Raw genomic sequence first — 19,901 nt, 5'->3', positions numbered from 1 at the left:
GTTCAACCCGCGCTTAGCGAAAACGCCGCCCGCTGTCTTCATCGCTGGTTTCCAGCGACAAGCCTTGCGACATGGTGGTCAGGTGATCGCCGTCGGTTTCCGAACCCAGCTTGATCATCAAGCGCAGGTCGTTCGCCGAGTCGGCATAGGCCAACGAATCTTCGTAAGTGATCTCGCCCTGGCTGTACAGCTGATACAGCGCCTGGTCGAACGTCTGCATACCTTGCTCGGTGGAGCGCTTCATCAGCGCTTTCAACTCGTGCACTTCACCTTTACGGATCAGGTCGGCGGCCAGCGGGGTGTTGATCAACACCTCGATAACGGCGCGGCGGCCTTTACCGTCCGGGGTTGGAATCAGTTGCTGAGCGACGATGGCCTTGAGGTTCAACGACAAGTCCATCCACACCTGCTGCTGACGGTCGGCGGGGAAGAAGTTGATGATCCGGTCCAGCGCCTGGTTGGCGTTGTTGGCGTGCAAGGTGGCCAGGCACAGGTGCCCGGTTTCGGCGAAGGCCACGGCGTGGTCCATGGTTTCGCGGGTACGCACCTCACCAATCAGAATCACGTCCGGCGCCTGGCGCAGGGTGTTCTTCAGGGCCACTTCGAACGACTCGGTGTCGATACCCACTTCGCGCTGCGTCACGATGCAGCTCTGGTGCTGGTGGATATATTCGATCGGGTCTTCGATGGAAATGATGTGGCCGCTGCTGTTCTTGTTGCGGTAGCCGATCATCGCCGCCAGCGAGGTGGACTTACCGGTACCGGTAGCGCCCACAAACAACACCAGGCCGCGCTTGGTCAGGGCGAGCTTTTTCAGCACCTCTGGCAGCTTGAGGTCTTCGAGAGTTGGAATATTGGTTTCGATACGCCGCAGCACCATGCCGGCCAAATTGCGCTGGTAGAAGGCGCTGACGCGGAAACGACCAATGCCACGGGCGCTGATGGCGAAGTTGCATTCGTGGTTTTCGGCGAAGTCGCGGCGCTGCTGCTCGTTCATGACCGCATGCACGGTCTCGCGCGACTGCTCAGGCGACATCGGGGTCTTGGTGATCGGCATGATTTTGCCGTTCACCTTCATCGAAGGCGGCACACCTGCGGTGATAAACAGGTCGGAACCACCCTTCTCGACCATCAAACGCAGTAGCTTTTCAAATTCCATTGCAGTTCTCGCCTATCACGCAACCTTGCCACGGCAGCCGGAGGCCACCGCCACCCCATAGGGGCAACTGGCTGCGCGCGTGTAGCGCAACCTGTCGTTATAGAAGCTGTGCATATTCTGCTGTCTGCCGCTCAGTTCCAAGCCGGCAGACGTGCAGGATGGGATATGCGTCAGAAATTTTCCGGGGTTTTCGCTTTTTCCCGCGCGGCTTCGCGGGAAACCAGGCCTTTGGCGACCAGGCCTTTGAGGCAGGAGTCGAGGGTCTGCATGCCCAGCGCACCGCCGGTTTGAATCGCCGAATACATCTGCGCCACTTTGTCTTCACGAATCAGGTTACGGATAGCCGGAGTGCCGATCATGATTTCGTGAGCGGCCACCCGGCCGCCGCCGATTTTCTTCAGCAGGGTTTGCGAGATAACCGACTGCAGGGATTCGGACAGCATCGAACGCACCATCGACTTCTCTTCGGCCGGGAATACGTCGACCACACGGTCGATGGTTTTGGCGGCCGAGGTGGTGTGCAGAGTGCCGAAAACCAAGTGCCCGGTTTCCGCAGCAGTCAGGGCCAGGCGGATGGTTTCCAAGTCGCGCATCTCACCGACCAGGATGATGTCCGGGTCTTCCCGCAGTGCCGAACGCAGTGCTTCGCTGAAGCCCAGGGTGTCGCGGTGCACTTCACGCTGGTTGATCAGGCACTTTTTCGATTCGTGTACGAATTCGATAGGGTCTTCGACGGTAAGAATGTGGTGATATTTGTTGCTGTTGATGTAGTCGAGCATGGCCGCCAGGGTGGTGGACTTGCCCGAACCGGTCGGGCCGGTGACCAGCACCAGGCCGCGCGGCACATCGGAAATCTTCTTGAAGATCTCGCCCATCCCTAGGTCTTCCATCGACAGCACTTTGGATGGAATCGTCCGGAATACAGCGCCAGCACCCCGGTTCTGGTTAAAGGCGTTTACCCGGAAACGCGCGACGCCAGGCACTTCGAAGGAGAAGTCGGTCTCCAGAAACTCCTCGAAATCCTTGCGCTGCTTGTCGTTCATGATGTCGTAGATCAGCGCATGCACTTGCTTGTGGTCCAGCGCCGGCAAGTTGATCCGACGGACATCGCCATCGACCCGAATCATCGGCGGCAAACCCGCCGAGAGATGCAGGTCCGAAGCGCCCTGTTTCGCGCTGAAGGCGAGCAGCTCAGTGATATCCATGGAACTCCTTAAAGACGAGCATCTAATGGCAAGCAAGCAGGTAGAATGCCGCTGAACCAAGGCGGCTGGTGTAGGTAATGTCCACGATAGCAGAGAATATTGCAAAGCTCGGTGAGCGTATCCGTGAGGCGGCGCAAGCCTCGCAGCGAGATTTCCAGCACATCGGCCTGCTGGCCGTGAGCAAAACCAAACCTGCAGTCGCCATTCGCCAGGCCCATGCCGCCGGCCTCTGCGATTTCGGTGAAAACTACCTGCAAGAAGCCCTGGGCAAACAGGCCGAACTGACCGACCTTCCCTTGATTTGGCACTTCATCGGCCCCATCCAGTCGAACAAGACCAAAGCCATAGCCGAGCACTTCGACTGGGTACATTCGGTGGACCGCCTGAAAATCGCCCAACGCCTCTCCGAACAACGCCCCGCGCACCTGCCGCCGCTCAATATCTGCCTGCAGGTCAATGTCAGCGGCGAAGCCAGTAAATCCGGTTGCGCCCCCGAAGAATTGCCGGCGTTGGCCGCCGCCGTGGTGCAACTGCCCAATGTGCGTCTGCGCGGCTTGATGGCAATTCCCGAGCCCACCGACGACGTCGGCGCCCAGCGCCAGGCCTTCGCCAAGGTACGTGAATTGCAAAGCAGCCTCGCCCTGCCCGGCCTCGACACCTTGTCGATGGGCATGAGCCACGACCTGGAAGCGGCCGTCGCCGAAGGGGCCACCTGGGTGCGCATCGGCACGGCCCTGTTTGGGGCGCGCGACTATGGTCACGAGCCAACTCCATGAACAACCGCAACCCCTGCCTTATTAAAGGAAGCGTTTTATGAGCAACCCCCGTATTGCCTTTATTGGTGCCGGCAACATGGCTGCCAGTCTGATCGGCGGCCTGCGCGCCCAGGGCATGGATGGAAAACTGATCACCGCCAGCGACCCTGGCGCCGAGCAGCGCGCCAAGATCGCCAGCGAGCACGGCATCAGCGTGTTCGCCAATAACGCGGACGCGGTAAAAGGCGCCGATGTCGTGGTACTGGCGGTCAAACCGCAGGCCATGAAAACCGTGTGCCTGGCTTTGGCATCCGAGCTCAGCAGCAATCAGGTCATCGTATCGATTGCCGCCGGCATTACCTGCGCCAGCTTGCAAACCTGGCTGAGCACGGCAACTGCCCCGACTCGCCCGATCGTGCGCTGCATGCCCAATACCCCGGCGCTGCTGCGCCAGGGCGTCAGCGGCCTGTTCGCCAATGCCCAGGTCACGCCCCCCCAGCGCCAGCAAGCCGAGCAATTGCTCTCGGCCGTCGGCGTCGCGCTGTGGCTGGACGAGGAACACCTGATCGACGCGGTCACGGCAGTATCCGGCAGCGGCCCGGCGTATTTCTTCCTGCTGATCGAAGCCATGACCGCCGCCGGCGAGAAGCTCGGCCTGCCCGCAGCCACCGCCGCCCAGCTAACTCTGCAAACCGCCCTCGGCGCCGCGCGCATGGCAGTAGCCAGCGATGTGGATGCCGCCGAGCTGCGTCGCCGCGTCACCTCCCCGGCCGGTACCACTGAAGCGGCAATCAAGTCGTTCCAGGCCGGTGGTTTCGAAGCACTGGTGGAGCAAGCACTCAACGCCGCGGCGCATCGCTCGGCGGAACTGGCCGAGCAATTGGGCCAATAAGGAGCTGATGATGATTGGATTGAACACCGCTGCCGTCTACATCCTGCAAACCCTTGGCAGCATGTACCTGTTGATCGTGCTGATGCGTTTTATCCTGCAGCTGGTGCGGGCCAACTTCTATAACCCGCTGTGCCAGTTCATCGTGCGGGCTACCCAGCCGCTGCTCAAACCGCTGCGCAAGATCATCCCCGGCTTCGGCGGCCTGGATATCGCCTCGCTGGTGTTGGCGATCGTGTTGCAGTTCATCCTGATCGCCCTGACCATCCTGCTCACCTACGGCGTGTTCGCTAACCCGTTGCAGATGCTCATCTGGTCCATGATTGGCATCACCGCGCTGTTCCTCAAGGTGTTCTTTTTCGCCCTGATCATCAGCGTGATCCTCTCCTGGGTCGCTCAAGGCAGCCACAACCCTGGCGTGGAATTGGTCAACCAGATCTGCGAGCCGGTGCTGGCGCCGATTCGGCGCATCCTGCCGAGTATGGGCGGCCTGGACCTGTCACCGATCTTTGCCTTCCTGGCGCTCAAGCTGCTGGACATGCTGGTGATTCAGAACCTGATGGTAATGACCGGCATGCCCGATGTGCTGCGCATGCTGCTGTAAAAACGCTGCTACTGCGCCGGGCCGACATGGCCCGGCGCGCACTTCTCCTGCCTGAACCAATGACCATTCGGTCACACCTACCGACCTTAAGGCGGGCTGCCATCTAAGCCTGATTGACGCGTAGGATGCTTCCCGCATAATGCCGACCAATGGCAAGCTGCCATCTAAGCGTGCGCCCATCACAAAGCGCCGCGTAGCCGCTTGCAGCGGCTGATAGCCACGCCGATGATCTTTCAAAATCAGTCGCAGGATGCGTTGCCGACAGGAGTGCAGGAATGAGCATGGAACGTCTCAGTCAACAGGTGAGTGCATACGTAGGCTGGAAGCGCGAGTTGATGCGGCAGATCACCCGCTATCGCAGCTGGCTGGCCACTAACCGGCTGACCTCCGAAGCCGTCGAAGCCAAGCTCGACCGCGCTTTGCGCACCCTGCGTACCGACCACATCACCCTGGCCTTTGTCGGCGAGTTCTCGCGCGGCAAAACCGAGCTGATCAATAGCCTGTTTTTCTCCGAGTATGGCCAGCGCATGCTGCCGTCCCACGCCGGGCGCACCACCATGTGCCCAACCGAGCTGTTTTTCGACCCGCGCTCGGAACGCTCCTATATCCGTTTGCTGCCGATTGAAACGCGCATGACCGATGCCAGCGTTGCGCAGTTCAAACGCATCCCGCGTCACTGGGTAAACATTCCGCTGGACGTCAGCGACCCCGACAACATGGTGCAGGCCTTCACCCAGGTGGCGAAGACCAAACCTATGGCGGTCGAACAAGCCATTCAACTGGGTTTTCACCCGGACATGCTGGAAAGCGCCGGCAAACCCGGCCAGGTGCTGGTGCCGGCCTGGCGCCACGCCATCGTCAACTTCGACCACCCGCTGCTGCGCCAAGGCCTGCGGATTCTCGACACGCCCGGCCTCAATGCCCTGGGCAGCGAGCCGGAACTGACCCTGTCGATGCTGCCCAGCGCTCAAGCGATCATCTTCCTGCTCTCGGCCGATACCGGCGTAACCGCCAGCGATATGGCCGTATGGCAAACCCATATCCGTTCGCTGGACGAAGAAACCCAGACCAGCCTGTTTGCCGTGCTGAACAAAATCGACGTGCTCTGGGACGACCTGGCCGGCGAGACCTTTGTGCAGAACGCCATCAGCCAGATCCAGGCCTCCACTGCCAAGCAATTGGGCATCGGCATCGAAGACGTCTTGCCGCTGTCGGCCAAGCAGGCGCTGCTGGCCAAGGTGCGCAAAGACCAGCCGTTGCTGGAACGCAGCCAGCTGGGTCACCTGGAAAACCTGCTGTGCGAACGTATCGTCGCGCAGAAGGAGCGGCTGCTCGAAGACCGCGTGGTCAATCAGGTATTGGCCCTGCTGCAAAACAGCCAGCACGTGCTGAACCTGCGGCTGGAAAAAGTGCGCGAGCAGCAGACCCTGCTCACCACCCACCAACAGGACAACGGCCAGTTGCTGTTCGAGCTGACCGCTAAAACCAAAGACGACCACAGCCAGCACCATCGTCGTCTGCTCGGCCTGAAAACCAATCAGCGCCTGCTCAAGCGTCAGGGCGATCTGCTGCGTAATGCGGCCCGCTCCGAGCGCCTGGAAGAACACCTGAGCAAAGTGCGAACCAACCTCACCGGCAGCTGGACCACCTTGGGCATCAACCAGGCGATCCTGCATTTCTTCCGCTCCATGGACCACGACCTGGCCAACCTCGGCCAAGAAGTTGAAATGGCCAACAAGATGGTCTCGGCCATCTACCGCCGCCACAACGAAGAAAACCCGCTGCACGGGGTGGATGCGCCGCAGTTCAATATCCGCCGCTACCAGCGCGAGCTGAAGGCTCAACAAGGCAAGGCCGACCAGTTCCGCCTGCACCTGAAAACCCTGCTCACCGAGCAGCGCACCCTGACCAAACGCTTCTTCGCCACCCTGGTGCAGGAAGTGATCGGCCTGCATCAGCGCCTGCGCCGCGAAGTGGACCAATGGGCTGCCGATGCCCTGATGCCGCTGATGCAACACACCCTGGAACACAAGCAGTTGCTGGAAACCCATATGCTGCGGCTCAAATCGCTGGCGCAGAACACTCAGCAGGCGCGCACGCGTAGCCAGCAGATGCTGCGGTATATGACGGATCTGGAGCTGCAACTGAGCCAGGCCAACGACATGCTGCGCACCTTGCGCCGCCCGGCGCCGATCTCGCGCCAGGGCAAAGTGGTGACGTTGCCGTCGTCGGCGCGCCAAGTGCAGGCTAGCGAGTAGTCCGCCGCCCGCACCCTCGCGCGTTTGCCGTGACAATTCAGTGCTTTAGCCCACCGCCCCGCGTGCTTGCCGCAGGGGGCGGTGCTCTTTAGACTGGCGCCTCCTTTTTGCGAGTGCAGGGTCGATGCCCACCGCCTTTCCCGAAGACTCCGTTGGTCTGGTCACGCCACAGGTCGAGCACTTTGCCGAGCCGTTGGCGCTGGCTTGCGGCCGCAGCCTGGGCGACTACCAATTGGTGTACGAGACCTACGGCGAACTGAACGCAGCCCGCAGCAACGCGGTGCTCATCTGCCACGCGCTGTCGGGGCATCACCACGCCGCCGGCTACCACAGCACGGAAGAGCGCAAGCCCGGCTGGTGGGACAGCTGCATCGGCCCCGGCAAGGCCCTCGATACCAACCGTTTCTTTGTGGTCAGCCTGAATAACCTCGGCGGCTGCAACGGCTCTACCGGTCCGTCGAGCGTCAATGCCGTCACCGGCAAACCCTACGGCGCCGACTTCCCGGTGCTCACCGTGGAAGACTGGGTGCACAGCCAGGCACTGCTGGCCGACCGCCTGGGCATCGCCCAATGGGCCGCTGTAGTAGGTGGCAGCCTTGGCGGCATGCAGGCCATGCAATGGGCCATCAGTTATCCCGACCGTATCCGGCACTGCCTGGCCATTGCCTCGGCACCCAAGCTGTCGGCGCAGAACATCGCCTTCAATGAAGTGGCGCGCCAGGCCATTCTGTCCGACCCGGAATTCCACGGCGGGCACTTCCAGGAACACAGCGTCATTCCCAAGCGCGGGCTGATGCTGGCGCGCATGGTTGGCCATATCACCTACTTGTCCGACGACGCCATGGGCGAGAAATTCGGCCGTGGGTTGAAGAGCGAAAAGCTCAACTACGACTTCCACAGCGTCGAATTCCAGGTGGAAAGCTACCTGCGTTACCAAGGGGAAGAGTTCTCTGGACGCTTCGATGCCAACACCTACTTGCTGATGACCAAGGCCCTGGACTACTTCGACCCGGCTGCCGTCCACGATGGCGACCTGGCGAAAACCCTGGCCGGCGTCAAAGCCGACTTCTGCGTAATTTCCTTCACCACCGACTGGCGCTTCTCGCCGGCTCGCTCGCGGGAAATCGTCGACGCCCTGATGGCGGCGCGCAAAAACGTTTGCTACCTGGAAGTGGATGCGCCGCAAGGCCATGACGCCTTCCTGATGCCGATTCCGCGCTACCTGCAAGCATTCAGCGGTTATATGAACCGCATCAGCCTCTGAGGATTGCCGTGAGAGCCGATCTGGAAATTATCCAAGACTGGATACCCGCGGGCAGCCGTGTGCTGGACCTGGGCTGCGGCAATGGCGAGCTGCTCGCCTGGCTGCGCGACAATAAACAGGTGACCGGCTACGGCCTGGAAATCGACGCCGACAATATCGCCGCCTGCGTGACCAAGGGCGTCAACGTCATCGAGCAGAACCTCGACCTGGGCCTGGGCAACTTCGCCAGCAACAGCTTCGACGTGGTGGTAATGACCCAGGCGCTGCAAGCCGTGCAGTACCCGGACAAGATCCTGGAAGAAATGCTGCGCGTGGGCCGCCAGTGCATCATTACCTTCCCTAACTTCGGCCACTGGCGCTGCCGCTATTACCTGGCGCGCAACGGCCGGATGCCGGTGTCGGACTTTATGCCCTACACCTGGTACAACACGCCGAATATCCACTTCTGCACCTTCAAGGATTTTGAAGCCCTGTGCCTGGAACGCAGCGTGAAAGTGCTCGACCGTCTGGCGGTCGACCACCTGCACCGCCACAGCCTCATGAGCCGGATGTGGCCTAATCTGTTAGGTGAAATCGGCATCTACCGCGTGAGTGGCCCCGGCGTGCAGGAACACCGCATCGCCATTTAACGCGCCCCCGTATTCTGGAGAGCAATCATGCGTCGCCTCGCCCTTTTGATCCTCAGCCTGTGCCTGGCCCTGCCGGTGCTGGCCGAGCGCAAGGCCAGCTTTGGTGAGCTGGATGTGCACTACAACGCCTTCAACTCTGGCTTTCTGCAACCTGATATCGCTGCAGCCGCCGGCCTGATCCGCAGCAAAACCTTGGGCGTGGTCAACGTCGCCGTGCTGAAAACCGGCAAAGCCAGCAACGCAAATGTCACCGGCACCGTCACCGACCTGCTGGGCAAGGCGCGGCCGCTGGAGTTCAAGCAAGTGGCCGAAAGCGGCGCCATTTACTACCTGGCGCAATTCCCGTTCGAACAACGTGAAGTGCTGCGCTTCAGCATCAAGGTGCAGGTAGGCGACGGCGCCACCAACAGCATCGACTTCAACCAAGAATTTTTTCCGGACGACAAATGAGCCACACCCCGATCAACCTCAGCCAACTGGTGCTGGCCAGCCATAACGCCGGCAAGCTGAAAGAACTGCAAGCCATGCTCGGCAACAGCGTGCAGCTGCGGTCGGTGGGTGAGTTCAGCTTGGTGGAGCCGGAAGAAACCGGTCTGTCGTTTATCGAAAACGCCATTCTCAAGGCCCGCAACGCTGCGCGGGTTTCCGGTTTGCCGGCACTGGCCGACGACTCGGGCCTGGCGGTGGACTTCCTCGGCGGCGCGCCGGGCATTTACTCGGCGCGCTACGCCGATGGCCAAGGCGATGCCGCCAACAACGCCAAGCTGCTGCTGGCCTTGCAAGGTGTGCCGGCCGAAGAGCGCGGCGCGCAGTTTGTGTGCTGCCTGGCTTTGGTGCGGCATGCCGACGACCCGCTGCCGATCATCTGCGAAGGCCTGTGGCACGGGCGCATTCTTGAGCAGGCCGAAGGCGAGCATGGCTTTGGCTATGACCCGCTGTTCTGGGTGCCGGAGCGCAACTGCTCCAGCGCCGTACTGAGCCCGGCCGAAAAGAATGAATTGAGCCACCGTGCGCGGGCCATGGCGTTGCTGCGCGAGCGCCTGGGCCTGCAATGAACGACTCCAACCGCGGGCTGATCTTTCCGCCCGCTTCGGCGGGCCACAGCCTGCTGCAATTGCCGCCCCTGGCGCTGTACATCCATATTCCCTGGTGCGTGCGCAAATGCCCGTACTGCGACTTCAACTCCCATACCGCCAGCCCGCAGCTGCCCGAGACTGAATACGTCGATGCACTGCTGGCCGACCTTGAGCGCGACCTGCCGCTGGCCCATGGCCGTGAGCTGACCTCGATCTTCTTCGGCGGCGGTACGCCCAGCCTGTTCAGCGCCGAAGCGTTGGGCCGCTTACTGGAAGGCGTGGAGCAACGCATCCGCTTTGCCAGCGATATCGAAATCACCCTGGAAGCCAACCCCGGTACCTTCGAACAGAACAAGTTTCGCGCGTACCGGCAACTGGGCATCAATCGCCTGTCCATCGGCGTGCAGAGCTTTCAGCAGGCCAAGCTGGAAGCCTTGGGTCGCATCCACAACGGCGACGAGGCCATGCGCGCCGCTGATATGGCCCGCAACGCCGGCTTCGATAACTTCAACCTCGACTTGATGCACGGCCTGCCCGACCAGTCGCTGGAGGACGCGCTTGGCGACTTGCGCCAGGCCATTGCGCTGGCGCCGACACATCTGTCCTGGTACCAGCTGACGCTGGAGCCCAACACGGTGTTCTGGAACCAGCCGCCGGTGCTGCCCGAAGACGACACGCTGTGGGATATCCAGGAAGCCGGCCAAGCGCTATTGGCCGAGCATGGTTACGCGCAGTACGAAGTCTCGGCCTACGCCCAGGAAGGCCGGCGCGCGCGGCATAACCTCAACTACTGGAGCTTTGGCGACTTTCTCGGCATCGGCGCCGGCGCCCACGCCAAGTTGAGCAGCCCCGACGGGCAGATTCTGCGCAGCTGGAAAACCCGCCTGCCCAAAGACTACCTGGACCCGAAGAAAAGCTTTCAGGCCGGCGCCAAGGCGCTGACCGTCGAGGAGCTGCCGTTCGAGTTTCTGATGAACGCCCTGCGCCTCACCGAAGGCGTGCCGGCTGAACTGTTCGCCCAACGCACCGGCTTGCCGCTGGCCGACTTTGCCAAGGCCCGTGAGCAAGCGCAAAAACGCGGCCTGCTGGTGAACGACCCAGAGCGTTTGGTGGCCACGCCTGAGGGCCAGTTGTTTCTCAATGACCTGCTGCAGTATTTTCTGCCCTGACTTTGCTTTGTTGTGCACGCCCCTAGGCGGCTAAGGACACCGGATGGACCTGATTCTCGACCTGATCGCCACCGTTTCGCGCTGGACCCGCGGCCATCTCTACGACATTTCCCTGGCAATCATGGCCACCGTCCTGGTGCTGTTCGGCCCGGGGATCAACATCTGGATTCAGCAGCGAATCGGCGGCCTCAACTTTATCTTCCGCACCTTGTTGTTCGTGCTGATCTGCGCAATCGGCTACGGCCTGGCGATGATCTTTCTCACGCCCTGGGTGGCCAAAGGGCTGGGTTATTTCAACAACTACACCCTGGCGCCGGTTCTGCTACTAGTCTTCTTCCTCATCGGCGTGATCGCCGACCGCAACTAGGGCCGCTCACTCCACTGGCGGCCGGGCGGCTGCCAGCACAGGAGTAGGGCCATGAAAGCGCTCAAGCATCTTTATCTGCATTTCCAGGACGGGCAGCGGCTGATCATGCGCTTCCCCGAGCAAAGCGAAGATCCGGTGGTGATCGCGCGCAGCTTGCGCAAGCAACTGGACTCACCGTTTCTAAGCATTGCGGTCAACGGCGACCTGCTGCTGATACCCCGCGAAAGCATCAAATACCTGCAGATCAGCCCGGCGCCGACGGCGTTGCCGGAGCCGACGATTGTGGGGGCGGTGTTGGTGGATTAAATGCCGCCCATAAAAAATCGCGGCTGAAGCCGCGATTTTCTGGGGTAGCACCCAATTTCCATTTGACCCCGTCATTCCCGCGAAGGCGGGAATCCAGACTCGTGCAGGAGAATACCTGTCGCGAATCCATCTCCGCACCTGGATCCCCGCCTTCGCGGGGATGACGGTGCATGGAATTCAAAAGACGGGTTAGTTACCCTCGCGGCGCAGGGCTTGCGGGGTGAAGTCACCCGGGCCGAGCTTGGCGTTGAAGTCGTACATCATCTCGTTATTATCCAGACCATCGGCGAAGTAACGCTTGCCGGCGAAGTCGTAGATGGTTTCCAAGGTGCTACCGAACATCGGGACGTCGTAGTAGCTGATCGGGTGGCTTTCCTGCAGGCCAACCAGGTTGTCGTCCTTGTCATACAGGTCTACCGCCAGAATCTGCCAGCTGTCTTCGTCGAGGTAGAAGCGGCGCTTGGCATACGGATGGCTGAAGCCTTTACGCAGCGATGCTTCGACTACCCACACACGGTGCAGTTCGTAGCGTAGCAACTCGGGGTTGATACTCTTGGCCTGCAGAATGGTTTCGTACGGAATGCCTTTCTGGTGAACGGCATAGCTGTTGTACGGCACCAGCATTTCTTTCTTGCCGACCAGCTTCCAGTCGTAACGATCCGGCGCGCCGTTGTAGGAGTCGACCATGTCGGCGGTCGCCATGCCGTTGGTGTCTGGCTGCAGGGTATCGAAAGCCAGCATTGGCAGACGACGCACGCGGCGCTCGCCACGGTTGAAGCGCCAGGCCTTGCGGATCGACAGCACCTGGTCGAGGGTTTCCTGCACCACCAGTGCCGAGCCGGAGAGCTTGGCTGGGGCTACAACGCTGTACTTGTAGAAGAACAGGGTGTTGTCGAGGTCTGCCGGGGTGATGCCTTCGCGGCCGTAGCGGAAGTAGATGTCACGGTCGAGCTTGAGCAGGTTGTAAGCGCCGTTGGACAGCACGGCAGCCTGGTTTGTGACGAAGTGGATCTGCTCGCCGCGGTAGCGCATCACATGGTTCCAGATCGCTTCCTGGCCGGACTGCGGAACAGGGAACGGAATGCCGGCCGCCGCGCCTTGCACACCATTGCCGCCGGAAATCAGCTCGGCGTTGGTGGCGTTGTAACGGGTGGCGTCGTAGATACGCTGCGGGGCGGCGGCGCTACGGTGCGTCGGGAACACGCGCAGGTAGTAGTCGGGATTGGTTTCCAGCAGGGTTTTCAGACCCAGCGGCAACTGCGCCTGGTATTGCGCGATGTTTTTGCTGTTGACGGTGTATTGCACCGACTCGTTGGCGTACGGGTCCGGGTGGTGCATGCCGGGTTTGTAGCCAGGGATAGGTTGCGCCAGGCCGCCGTCCCAATCGGGAATGGTGCCGGCAGCATTGCCTTTACGTTCGCCTCCCAGCGGCGTGAGGTCGCCGTTCAGGCGGTTGGCCTGCACCGGGTCGACCTTGGCTTGCGCGCTGAACGCACAGACCGTGAGCAGCAGTACTCCAATACTTCTCAGCACAGACTTTCTCCTTGGGGCGCGCCGATGACACGCCACCTTTATTATTTATCCAGCCAGTCTTGCGTGTTGCTGTGGTGAGGTAGCCAGCTTGTGCCGGTCTGATTTTGACAGCGATGCAACAACTCGGTAGCAGCGAGGCACGGTGGCTGACAGCCGCCACCGGCGATTAGCGAATCAGTTTAGCCGTTCGAACTTGAGATCCCACACGCCATGACCCAGGCGCTCGCCGCGGCGTTCGAATTTTGTGATCGGGCGCTCTTCCGGACGAGGCACGTAGGTGCCGTCCGCCGCCTGATTTACATAGCCTGGAGCGGCCTGCATCACTTCCAGCATGACTTCGGCATAGGGTTGCCAGTCGGTGGCCATGTGCAAAACGCCGCCAACTTTCAGCTTTTTCCGCACCAGCTCTGCGAATTCTGGCTGCACGATGCGGCGCTTGTGGTGACGGGATTTGTGCCACGGATCGGGGAAGAACAGCAGCAGGCGATCGAGGCTCGCGTCGGCCACGCAACGCTTGAGCACTTCGATGGCATCGCAGTCGTACACCCGCAGGTTTTTCAGCTCCTGGGTCAGCACGCCATTGAGCAGCGCGCCCACGCCGGGTCGGTGTACTTCAACGCCGATAAAGTCCTGCTCGGGGGCAGCCGCAGCCATTTCCAACAGCGAATGGCCCATGCCGAAACCGATTTCCAGGGTGCGCGGCGCCGAGCGGCCGAACACTTGGTCGAAGTCGACGAAGTCGTCGGCCAGCGGCAGCACGAACAACGGCTTGCCGATGTCCAGACCTCGTTGCTGGCCTTCAGTCATGCGCCCGGCGCGCATCACGAAGCTTTTGATGGCCCGGTGCTTGCGCGCGTCGGGCTGGGCGTCGTCGTGTGGCTCGGCCTGGGTGTCGTGCGGTTCAGTCATGGTGGCTCTTACTTGATCAGACCATCCAGCGGCGAGGACGCGCTGGCATAGAGTTTTTTCGGCATGCGGCCAGCGAGGTAGGCCAAGCGCCCAGCCACAATGGCGTGCTTCATGGCTTCGGCCATCAGCACCGGGTTCTGGGCGTGGGCGATGGCGCTGTTCATCAGCACCGCTTCGCAGCCCAGCTCCATGGCAATGGTGGCATCGGATGCAGTACCCACGCCGGCATCGACCAACACCGGCACCTTGGCCTCTTCCAAAATGATGCGCAGGTTGTAGGGGTTGCAGATGCCCAGCCCGGTGCCGATCAGGCCAGCCAGCGGCATGACCGCGATGCAGCCCATCTCGGCCAGCTGGCGGGCGATGATCGGGTCGTCGCTGGTGTACACCATCACGTCGAACCCGTCTTTAACCAGCACTTCGGCGGCCTTGAGGGTTTCGATCACGTTGGGGAACAGGGTTTTCTGGTCGGCCAGCACTTCCAGCTTTACCAGCTTGTGGCCATCGAGCAGCTCGCGGGCCAGGCGGCAGGTGCGCACGGCTTCGACAGCGTCATAGCAGCCGGCGGTGTTGGGCAGAATGGTGTAGCGATCCGGCGGAATGATATCCAGCAGATTAGGCTCGTCCGGGTTCTGGCCGATATTGGTGCGGCGCACAGCGACCGTAACGATTTCGGCGCCGGAGGCTTCGATGGCACGGCGGGTTTCGTCCAGGTCCTGGTACTTGCCGGTACCCACCAGCAGGCGGGATTGGTAAGTACGGCCTGCCAGCGTAAACGGCTTGTCGGTACGAGATTGGCTCATCGGAAATCCTCTTCTGCTGTAGAGCTAATGCGGTGACATGAGTCGCTAACGGGGCTAGCCGCCGCCGATGGCGTGCACGACTTCCAGGGTGTCGCCTTCGCGCAGAACGGTCTCGCTGTGCTGGCTACGCGGCACGATATCGAGGTTGAGCTCCACGGCCACACGGCGGCCGGTGAGGTCCAGGCGAACCAGCAGGTCTGCCACGGTCTGGCCGTCAGGAAACTCGAAAGATTCACCATTCAACTGAATGCGCATGACAGGCGATCACACTATGAGGGGGCCGGCATTCTAGCCCCATCACGAGCGTTGACCAAGGCAAAGGCGCGCCATTCGTCTCACAATTGACGCCGCGGTCAGGTTCAGATCTGTCAGGCCTGCGTGCGCCATGCTGCCAAGCCCAGGCACAGCCAGCCAGCGAGAAACGACAGGCCACCGAACGGGGTGATGACGCCCAGCGTGCTGACGCCGGTTAGGGTCAACGCGTACAAGCTGCCCGAGAACAACAGGATGCCGAGGCAGAACATCCAACCGGCGGTGTTCACCAACCGGCCCGGCAGATAGATCGAGAGCACGGCCACCGCGAGCAGCGCCAACGCGTGAATTAGCTGGTAGTGAGTGCCGGTCTGAAAAACGGCCAGGTACTCCGCCGACAGTTTGTTCTTCAAGCCATGTGCGGCAAAGGCGCCCAGAGCGACACCGCTAAAACCAAAGAACGCAGCCAACATCACAAATACACGCAGCATCAGGAAGCTCCGACGGACCAGAGAGTGGAGGGGCAAATGTGCGCGAAGTTTACAGGAAGGCCGCGTGGGCGCAGCGCGCTACATAACCCAGCACACGCTACTGCCAATCCAGCGTGACCGTGAACGGCACAGAAAAGGCGTTAGGCAGCGGACGCTGCCGGGTTGTTTGAAAGTACTTGAAGGTGATCGGCGCTTCCATGCCTTCATTGCCGCCAGTGCCGCCATCGCCCTCGACCCAAGCCGGGTCTGTCTGGCTGGTTTGCGCGCCGCACCCGGCGATGCAAAACCGGCCCTGCACGCTTCGACCTTGCACCTCCAGGGGATAACCCGTGGAGGGGATGAAATTCCACACCAGCCGCAGAGAGTTAACGCCCAGTTGTACAGGCTGACCAGCCAACACGATCTGCACACCGATATCGCTGTCGGGAGCAGGCATCCCCACGCCATCAAGCCCGCCGTTAAACGGGTACGTGGCATCAAAAGACACTTTCACCTCAGACGCAGCCCGCGCAATGCAGGAGAAAAACAGCGGCACCTCCTGACTGCCCTGCTCAAGTGGCCCGGGGCCGGTGAAATCACTGCGTCGTACTGGCGGCAACGGAATCACACTACCCGGTCGCAATACATTGCCGCTGCGCACGCCGCCCCTTGCGGGGTCCGGCCCCAAGCGGCAATAAGCGCCTACTGCGGTACCAGGTAACCCGGTCACCTCGACAGCTTCGGGCCCCATGGCGATAGCGATATCACTGACGGAGCAAATGTCGGGCTGGTCTTGATCGTAGAAACGAATCCACCCCAGGCCGCTTGGCCAGGCCAGGTGCGACTGTCCGTTCGCTGCCAAGGGTTCGAACGTCGCGGTTTTAACCACCGCCACGCGCATGTTCAGCCGCGGCACACCGGTGGCGAGCAACGCGCCAGCGGGCGTTACCGGGATAGAGGATGTGCTGAGCAGAAGACCATGACGGTGGCTACCCTGCGCGTCTGGAAACTCCAGCTTCAACGCGACACCCGGGCGGTGGCCGGGATCACGTAGCCGTTGTCGGCACGCATGGCGTTGAGTGGCGGCACATACACGAAGTCGACGTACTTGCTTCGAAGGTCCGTGAGCCCGGTACACATCGCCGGGCTCAAAGAAACGGTGCTCAGCGCCAGCAGCGTACCGGCGGATAACGTCTTTCGTCTACCCATAACGTCTTCCTAAGCCATCTGGCGAGACCCGTGAATTGGATCTCTGACTGAGTAAACGCAACTTCCGAGACGGGGTTCCAGTTGCAGTTACTCCGCGCCACTGGCGAAAAGCCCACAACACCCAGCAAAAAAATCACAGCAGAACTTCGAGCACCGAACAGTAGACAACTCATATCCCTGAGTTTCATTACAACTCCCTATGTTCAAACGCATCCGGCGCTTGCAAATCATCTTTCGACAAACCCTTACAAATTTCGCCTATTTAAGTTTCACGCCAGAGCCGGCTTAACAGAGCCGCCAATTACATGAACTTGCACAAAACTTTGCTGCTCTCTATTGCACTAATGCTTGCAGCCGTAGAACTTTCAGGCCCTGCCTGATAGTCCATCAGGCAGCTTTTATCGTTCAGCTTGACTTCCAACTGGCCTTGATCTTCGACGCCCCTGGCAAAACTACCCCAGCCTGCCCTACATAGCCCACCAGACTTTGCGTCGCGGCATTTACACCTCAGCCCCAAAGGGAAGCGGTGTGCCGTTTTCAAATGCACCGTAAATAAATAATGTGCGCTCTTTCGAGGTGTCGAACTTCACCTTAACAATCGACCCCTCCACGGGAATCAGTTCCGAACTGGTGTCCTTGAACTGCAAGTCGGCAGAAAGTCCCTGTGGATCAAGTTCTATACGATTTCGGGAATAGGGTGTGAGGTACGGCACCACCCCATAACCGGCACCGTCAAGCACGGCGCCACTGGCGTTGGTAATACGCGCACCCTGACCGTTCTCGGCCTCCACCAGCGCAACGGTCTCCCCTAGTGTCTGCCCCAATGTTATGCCACCAGAATGGGCAAGCACTGAGCCGGAGAGGCCCAACGACGTCTGCTGGTAATCGTTGCCCCGGCTAACACCTGCGGACACATACCCCTTACCCCCCTGATAACCCGCATTCAGTCCATAGTTCTTTTGGGCATTCTGGTTATCAAGCCCTGAGTTGTATTTACCCCGTAATTTATCTGTTGATCCGAGCCCGTAATGCCGCCTATTTGAACTTGTGCGACGCTGCCCGAGTCACTGTGTTTCCAGGCACTGGAAGACAAATAATTTCTGCCGTAATCGGATGAAAACAGCGGAATACTAAAACTTAGCCGAAACTCATTATAGTGGCGATCATCCTGATTTTTGACTCGAGTGGCAGACAGGTCATACGTAAGTTCTTTAAACCGATTATTGTAGGAAACCTGATACTGCGTGTCCGTGCCATCGTAATTCCAGTAGGTTTTTGTTGACCCACTCAAAAACAAGCTCCCATACCCAGGTGCCAACGCTTGACGCAGGCTAATATCAAATCGGCCCTTCTGTTTTGCACCAAAAAAATAATAAAGATCAGAATTACCCCAACCACGCGGATAGTCTCTATTTTCATTGGAAACAAATTCGTTTAAACGACCAAAAGCCTCTACTGGAGTACCGATAGCTGGACAACGTGATATTGGTTTTGGGGGAGCAATCAGCGTCGAATATATAAAGCGCAGGCTGTCCCCGTTAGCAAAACGGCCTCGTCAGAGTGGCTGTTGGAGTATGTGTATCAGCAGAAATACCGCCAATATACGTACTGACCGCACTCCCCAAGGCCAACGCCGTGTAGTCCTCGCTGACAATCGCTCCACCAAACGCCGTCAGGTGGTTGTTGACGCCATGCTGGTAGTTCAACTGCCCGACCATGGGCTTATAGGTATCAGCCGCCGGCGACCACGCCTGGCCAAGGCTCGCCGAATACTTCGACTGGCCTGGCCTCAGTAACTGCACCAACGGTGAGTAGGGCACGCTGAACTTTTTCGACGTGCCGTCCGCTTCGGTAACTGTCACCTCAAGGTCGTTACCATAGCCAACCGCCTGAAGATTATTGATTTCAAAGGGGCCTGGCGGGACTGCTCGTTCGTAAATGATCACATTGTTCTGTCTAATAGTGATCTTGGCATTGGTATCGGCGATGCCAGACACAACCGGCGCGTAATTACGCAGTGACGAAGGCAGCATGCGGATATCGGTAGCGAGAAAAGCCCTTGCAGCCCGTACGAATTGAAAAGTTGGCCATCCGTATAGTTCTGGCCGACCGTGAGCGTACTTTTCAACGGTTCCACATCGTCTGCGCGTAGGTGCGTGCGCCTGAAAGGAATGATGCCCTTCGTTGACCGTTACGGAAGAAATGTTCCGCACACGCCAACCCAACGTGTTAAACCCACTTTCAAGGTAGGCAAAACCCTGAGTATTGGTCTGCCCTGCACTTTCGAATCGAAGACATCCAGGGTGTAATTCAATCGGCCTGCGGTGATCCCTCGCTCCCACTGATCCGGGTCGATGTAGTCGAGGGGCCGGTCCGTCAAAAAGGCTGGGGAATTGAAAGATCCAAGCGTTGCTCGGAAAAGTCGAATGCGACAGAGCCCCTGGAATCACCTCACTGAGCACTTTGCAGGCTGCTTGATTTCGATCATCACGCAACCAGTTTGCGGAAGCTTCGGGCAATTTTTCGACGGCAAGCCCCGTTGCCTGAATATCCTTTGCTGTAAAACAAGGAACAGCCGACTTCTTGCCCGGCTGGGGCATGAAATAGATATCCAACGTTTTATAGAGGCTGTTATTTAAGTAAAGCTGAACTTTAAATTACCCGCCGGCACGGGGTTAACCGTCGGAGAGAAGCGGGATAAATCAGCGCTTTCCCTATCACACCCGGCGTTCCCCAGAGCATATTGTTATCAAATCTAGGTAGGCGACTGAGTCGTCTCCGTACGCTACAGATATACCAACTTCCAGCAAAAGCTGAGCAGCCAAAACCGCCGCAGCCACCAACAACTGGCTTCTAGATTTCATGGCACCGGAACCAAAGAGTTATTTTATTTAAAATGGATCGGCGCTTTTTTCTCGATCAGGAGCACCGCCGTAATCATTGATTGCTTTGTAGATAACCTTTGGAGTGGACAATTGTTGCCTTGCGTCCTTCAACTCAAGAAGTGTTGTTGAGAACGGTGCCAGCATACGAGGCTCAATTTT

23 protein-coding genes and 2 pseudogenes are annotated in these 19,901 nt (G+C 59.7%); 11 read left to right on the top strand and 14 right to left on the bottom strand.

What is annotated here, in order from left to right; all coding sequences use genetic code 11:
• Positions 1–13: 13 nt before the first annotated feature.
• Both AC0V2S_RS26240 and pilT read right to left on the bottom strand, forming a co-directional pair.
• Positions 14–1,159 (bottom strand): PilT/PilU family type 4a pilus ATPase, encoded by a 1,146-nt coding sequence (locus AC0V2S_RS26240; RefSeq protein WP_475512275.1) that lies wholly within the window; start codon positions 1,157–1,159, stop codon positions 14–16.
• Positions 1,160–1,329: 170 nt separating this feature from the next.
• Positions 1,330–2,364 carry a type IV pilus twitching motility protein PilT gene (gene pilT / locus AC0V2S_RS26235; protein WP_271193282.1) on the bottom strand — a complete coding sequence of 345 codons (1,035 nt, stop codon included), beginning with the start codon at positions 2,362–2,364 and terminating at the stop codon, positions 1,330–1,332.
• 77 nt (positions 2,365–2,441) lie between these two features.
• Between pilT and AC0V2S_RS26230 the strand changes: the two genes are divergently transcribed.
• The 11 genes from AC0V2S_RS26230 to AC0V2S_RS26180 all read left to right on the top strand — a co-directional run bounded on the left by AC0V2S_RS26230 (position 2,442) and on the right by AC0V2S_RS26180 (position 11,681).
• Entirely contained in the window at positions 2,442–3,140 is a 699-nt protein-coding gene (locus AC0V2S_RS26230; RefSeq protein WP_475512274.1) for a YggS family pyridoxal phosphate-dependent enzyme, read from the top strand.
• 37 nt (positions 3,141–3,177) lie between these two features.
• Positions 3,178–4,011, top strand: coding sequence for a pyrroline-5-carboxylate reductase (gene proC, locus AC0V2S_RS26225; RefSeq protein WP_475512273.1), 834 nt, complete (start codon positions 3,178–3,180; stop codon positions 4,009–4,011).
• 10 nt (positions 4,012–4,021) lie between these two features.
• Complete coding sequence (locus AC0V2S_RS26220; protein ID WP_475512272.1) at positions 4,022–4,612, top strand: YggT family protein; 591 nt, start codon at positions 4,022–4,024, stop codon at positions 4,610–4,612.
• Positions 4,613–4,887: 275 nt separating this feature from the next.
• Positions 4,888–6,870 carry a dynamin family protein gene (locus AC0V2S_RS26215; protein WP_475512271.1) on the top strand — a complete coding sequence of 661 codons (1,983 nt, stop codon included), beginning with the start codon at positions 4,888–4,890 and terminating at the stop codon, positions 6,868–6,870.
• A 124-nt stretch (positions 6,871–6,994) separates the two neighbouring features.
• The gene (gene metX, locus AC0V2S_RS26210; protein WP_475512270.1) at positions 6,995–8,134 is read left to right on the top strand and encodes a homoserine O-succinyltransferase MetX; all 1,140 of its coding nucleotides are present in this window, start codon (positions 6,995–6,997) and stop codon (positions 8,132–8,134) included.
• Between the two features lie 8 nt (positions 8,135–8,142).
• On the top strand, positions 8,143–8,763 hold the full coding sequence (gene metW, locus AC0V2S_RS26205) for a methionine biosynthesis protein MetW (RefSeq protein ID WP_475512269.1): 621 nt from the start codon (positions 8,143–8,145) through the stop codon (positions 8,761–8,763).
• Positions 8,764–8,790: 27 nt separating this feature from the next.
• Positions 8,791–9,213, top strand: a complete 423-nt coding sequence (locus AC0V2S_RS26200; protein WP_475512268.1) for a DUF4426 domain-containing protein — start codon at positions 8,791–8,793, stop codon at positions 9,211–9,213.
• Positions 9,210–9,818: an RdgB/HAM1 family non-canonical purine NTP pyrophosphatase gene (rdgB, locus tag AC0V2S_RS26195; protein ID WP_475512267.1), complete on the top strand. Its 609-nt coding sequence runs from the start codon at positions 9,210–9,212 to the stop codon at positions 9,816–9,818. Before AC0V2S_RS26200 ends, rdgB begins: the two co-directional genes overlap by 4 nt.
• Positions 9,815–11,008, top strand: a complete 1,194-nt coding sequence (gene hemW / locus AC0V2S_RS26190; RefSeq protein ID WP_475512266.1) for a radical SAM family heme chaperone HemW — start codon at positions 9,815–9,817, stop codon at positions 11,006–11,008. Before rdgB ends, hemW begins: the two co-directional genes overlap by 4 nt.
• Positions 11,009–11,051: 43 nt before the next feature.
• Positions 11,052–11,375, top strand: a complete 324-nt coding sequence (locus tag AC0V2S_RS26185; protein ID WP_475512265.1) for a DUF3392 domain-containing protein — start codon at positions 11,052–11,054, stop codon at positions 11,373–11,375.
• A 51-nt stretch (positions 11,376–11,426) separates the two neighbouring features.
• Complete coding sequence (locus tag AC0V2S_RS26180) at positions 11,427–11,681, top strand: hypothetical protein (protein ID WP_475512264.1); 255 nt, start codon at positions 11,427–11,429, stop codon at positions 11,679–11,681.
• A 189-nt stretch (positions 11,682–11,870) separates the two neighbouring features.
• On the opposite strand, the gene AC0V2S_RS26175 is transcribed toward AC0V2S_RS26180, so the two are convergent.
• The 12 genes and pseudogenes from AC0V2S_RS26175 to AC0V2S_RS26120 all read right to left on the bottom strand — a co-directional run bounded on the left by AC0V2S_RS26175 (position 11,871) and on the right by AC0V2S_RS26120 (position 19,886).
• The gene (locus AC0V2S_RS26175; RefSeq protein ID WP_475512263.1) at positions 11,871–13,214 is read right to left on the bottom strand and encodes a DUF1329 domain-containing protein; all 1,344 of its coding nucleotides are present in this window, start codon (positions 13,212–13,214) and stop codon (positions 11,871–11,873) included.
• A 174-nt stretch (positions 13,215–13,388) separates the two neighbouring features.
• Positions 13,389–14,036 (bottom strand): tRNA (guanosine(46)-N7)-methyltransferase TrmB, encoded by a 648-nt coding sequence (gene trmB / locus AC0V2S_RS26170; RefSeq protein ID WP_475512291.1) that lies wholly within the window; start codon positions 14,034–14,036, stop codon positions 13,389–13,391.
• Positions 14,037–14,131: 95 nt separating this feature from the next.
• Positions 14,132–14,926, bottom strand: a complete 795-nt coding sequence (locus AC0V2S_RS26165; protein ID WP_475512262.1) for a thiazole synthase — start codon at positions 14,924–14,926, stop codon at positions 14,132–14,134.
• Between the two features lie 54 nt (positions 14,927–14,980).
• Positions 14,981–15,181: a sulfur carrier protein ThiS gene (thiS, locus tag AC0V2S_RS26160; RefSeq protein ID WP_475512261.1), complete on the bottom strand. Its 201-nt coding sequence runs from the start codon at positions 15,179–15,181 to the stop codon at positions 14,981–14,983.
• 113 nt (positions 15,182–15,294) lie between these two features.
• On the bottom strand, positions 15,295–15,669 hold the full coding sequence (locus tag AC0V2S_RS26155) for a DUF423 domain-containing protein (protein WP_475512260.1): 375 nt from the start codon (positions 15,667–15,669) through the stop codon (positions 15,295–15,297).
• A 97-nt stretch (positions 15,670–15,766) separates the two neighbouring features.
• On the bottom strand, positions 15,767–16,669 hold the full coding sequence (locus AC0V2S_RS26150; protein WP_475512259.1) for a hypothetical protein: 903 nt from the start codon (positions 16,667–16,669) through the stop codon (positions 15,767–15,769).
• Positions 16,666–16,857, bottom strand: a complete 192-nt coding sequence (locus tag AC0V2S_RS26145) for a hypothetical protein (protein WP_475512258.1) — start codon at positions 16,855–16,857, stop codon at positions 16,666–16,668. The genes AC0V2S_RS26150 and AC0V2S_RS26145 overlap by 4 nt, the downstream gene beginning before the upstream one ends.
• A 500-nt stretch (positions 16,858–17,357) precedes the next feature.
• Positions 17,358–17,897 (bottom strand): annotated as a pseudogene (locus tag AC0V2S_RS26140) (fimbria/pilus outer membrane usher protein); the annotation flags it as partial.
• Positions 17,801–18,325 carry a fimbria/pilus outer membrane usher protein gene (locus AC0V2S_RS26135; protein ID WP_475512290.1) on the bottom strand — a complete coding sequence of 175 codons (525 nt, stop codon included), beginning with the start codon at positions 18,323–18,325 and terminating at the stop codon, positions 17,801–17,803. The pseudogene AC0V2S_RS26140 and the gene AC0V2S_RS26135, both read right to left, overlap by 97 nt.
• 70 nt (positions 18,326–18,395) lie before the next feature.
• The gene (locus AC0V2S_RS26130) at positions 18,396–19,199 is read right to left on the bottom strand and encodes a fimbria/pilus outer membrane usher protein (protein WP_475512289.1); all 804 of its coding nucleotides are present in this window, start codon (positions 19,197–19,199) and stop codon (positions 18,396–18,398) included.
• Positions 19,200–19,274: 75 nt separating this feature from the next.
• A pseudogene (locus tag AC0V2S_RS26125) lies at positions 19,275–19,499 on the bottom strand (FimD/PapC N-terminal domain-containing protein); the annotation flags it as partial.
• Positions 19,500–19,748: 249 nt separating this feature from the next.
• Positions 19,749–19,886, bottom strand: a complete 138-nt coding sequence (locus tag AC0V2S_RS26120; protein WP_475512288.1) for a fimbrial biogenesis chaperone — start codon at positions 19,884–19,886, stop codon at positions 19,749–19,751.
• Between the last annotated feature and the right edge of the window lie 15 nt (positions 19,887–19,901).

The sequence above is a fragment of the Pseudomonas sp. CC11G genome (assembly GCF_056174845.1).
Note: the sequence above shows the minus strand (reverse complement) of the source record. Positions and strands in the feature narration are given on the sequence as shown.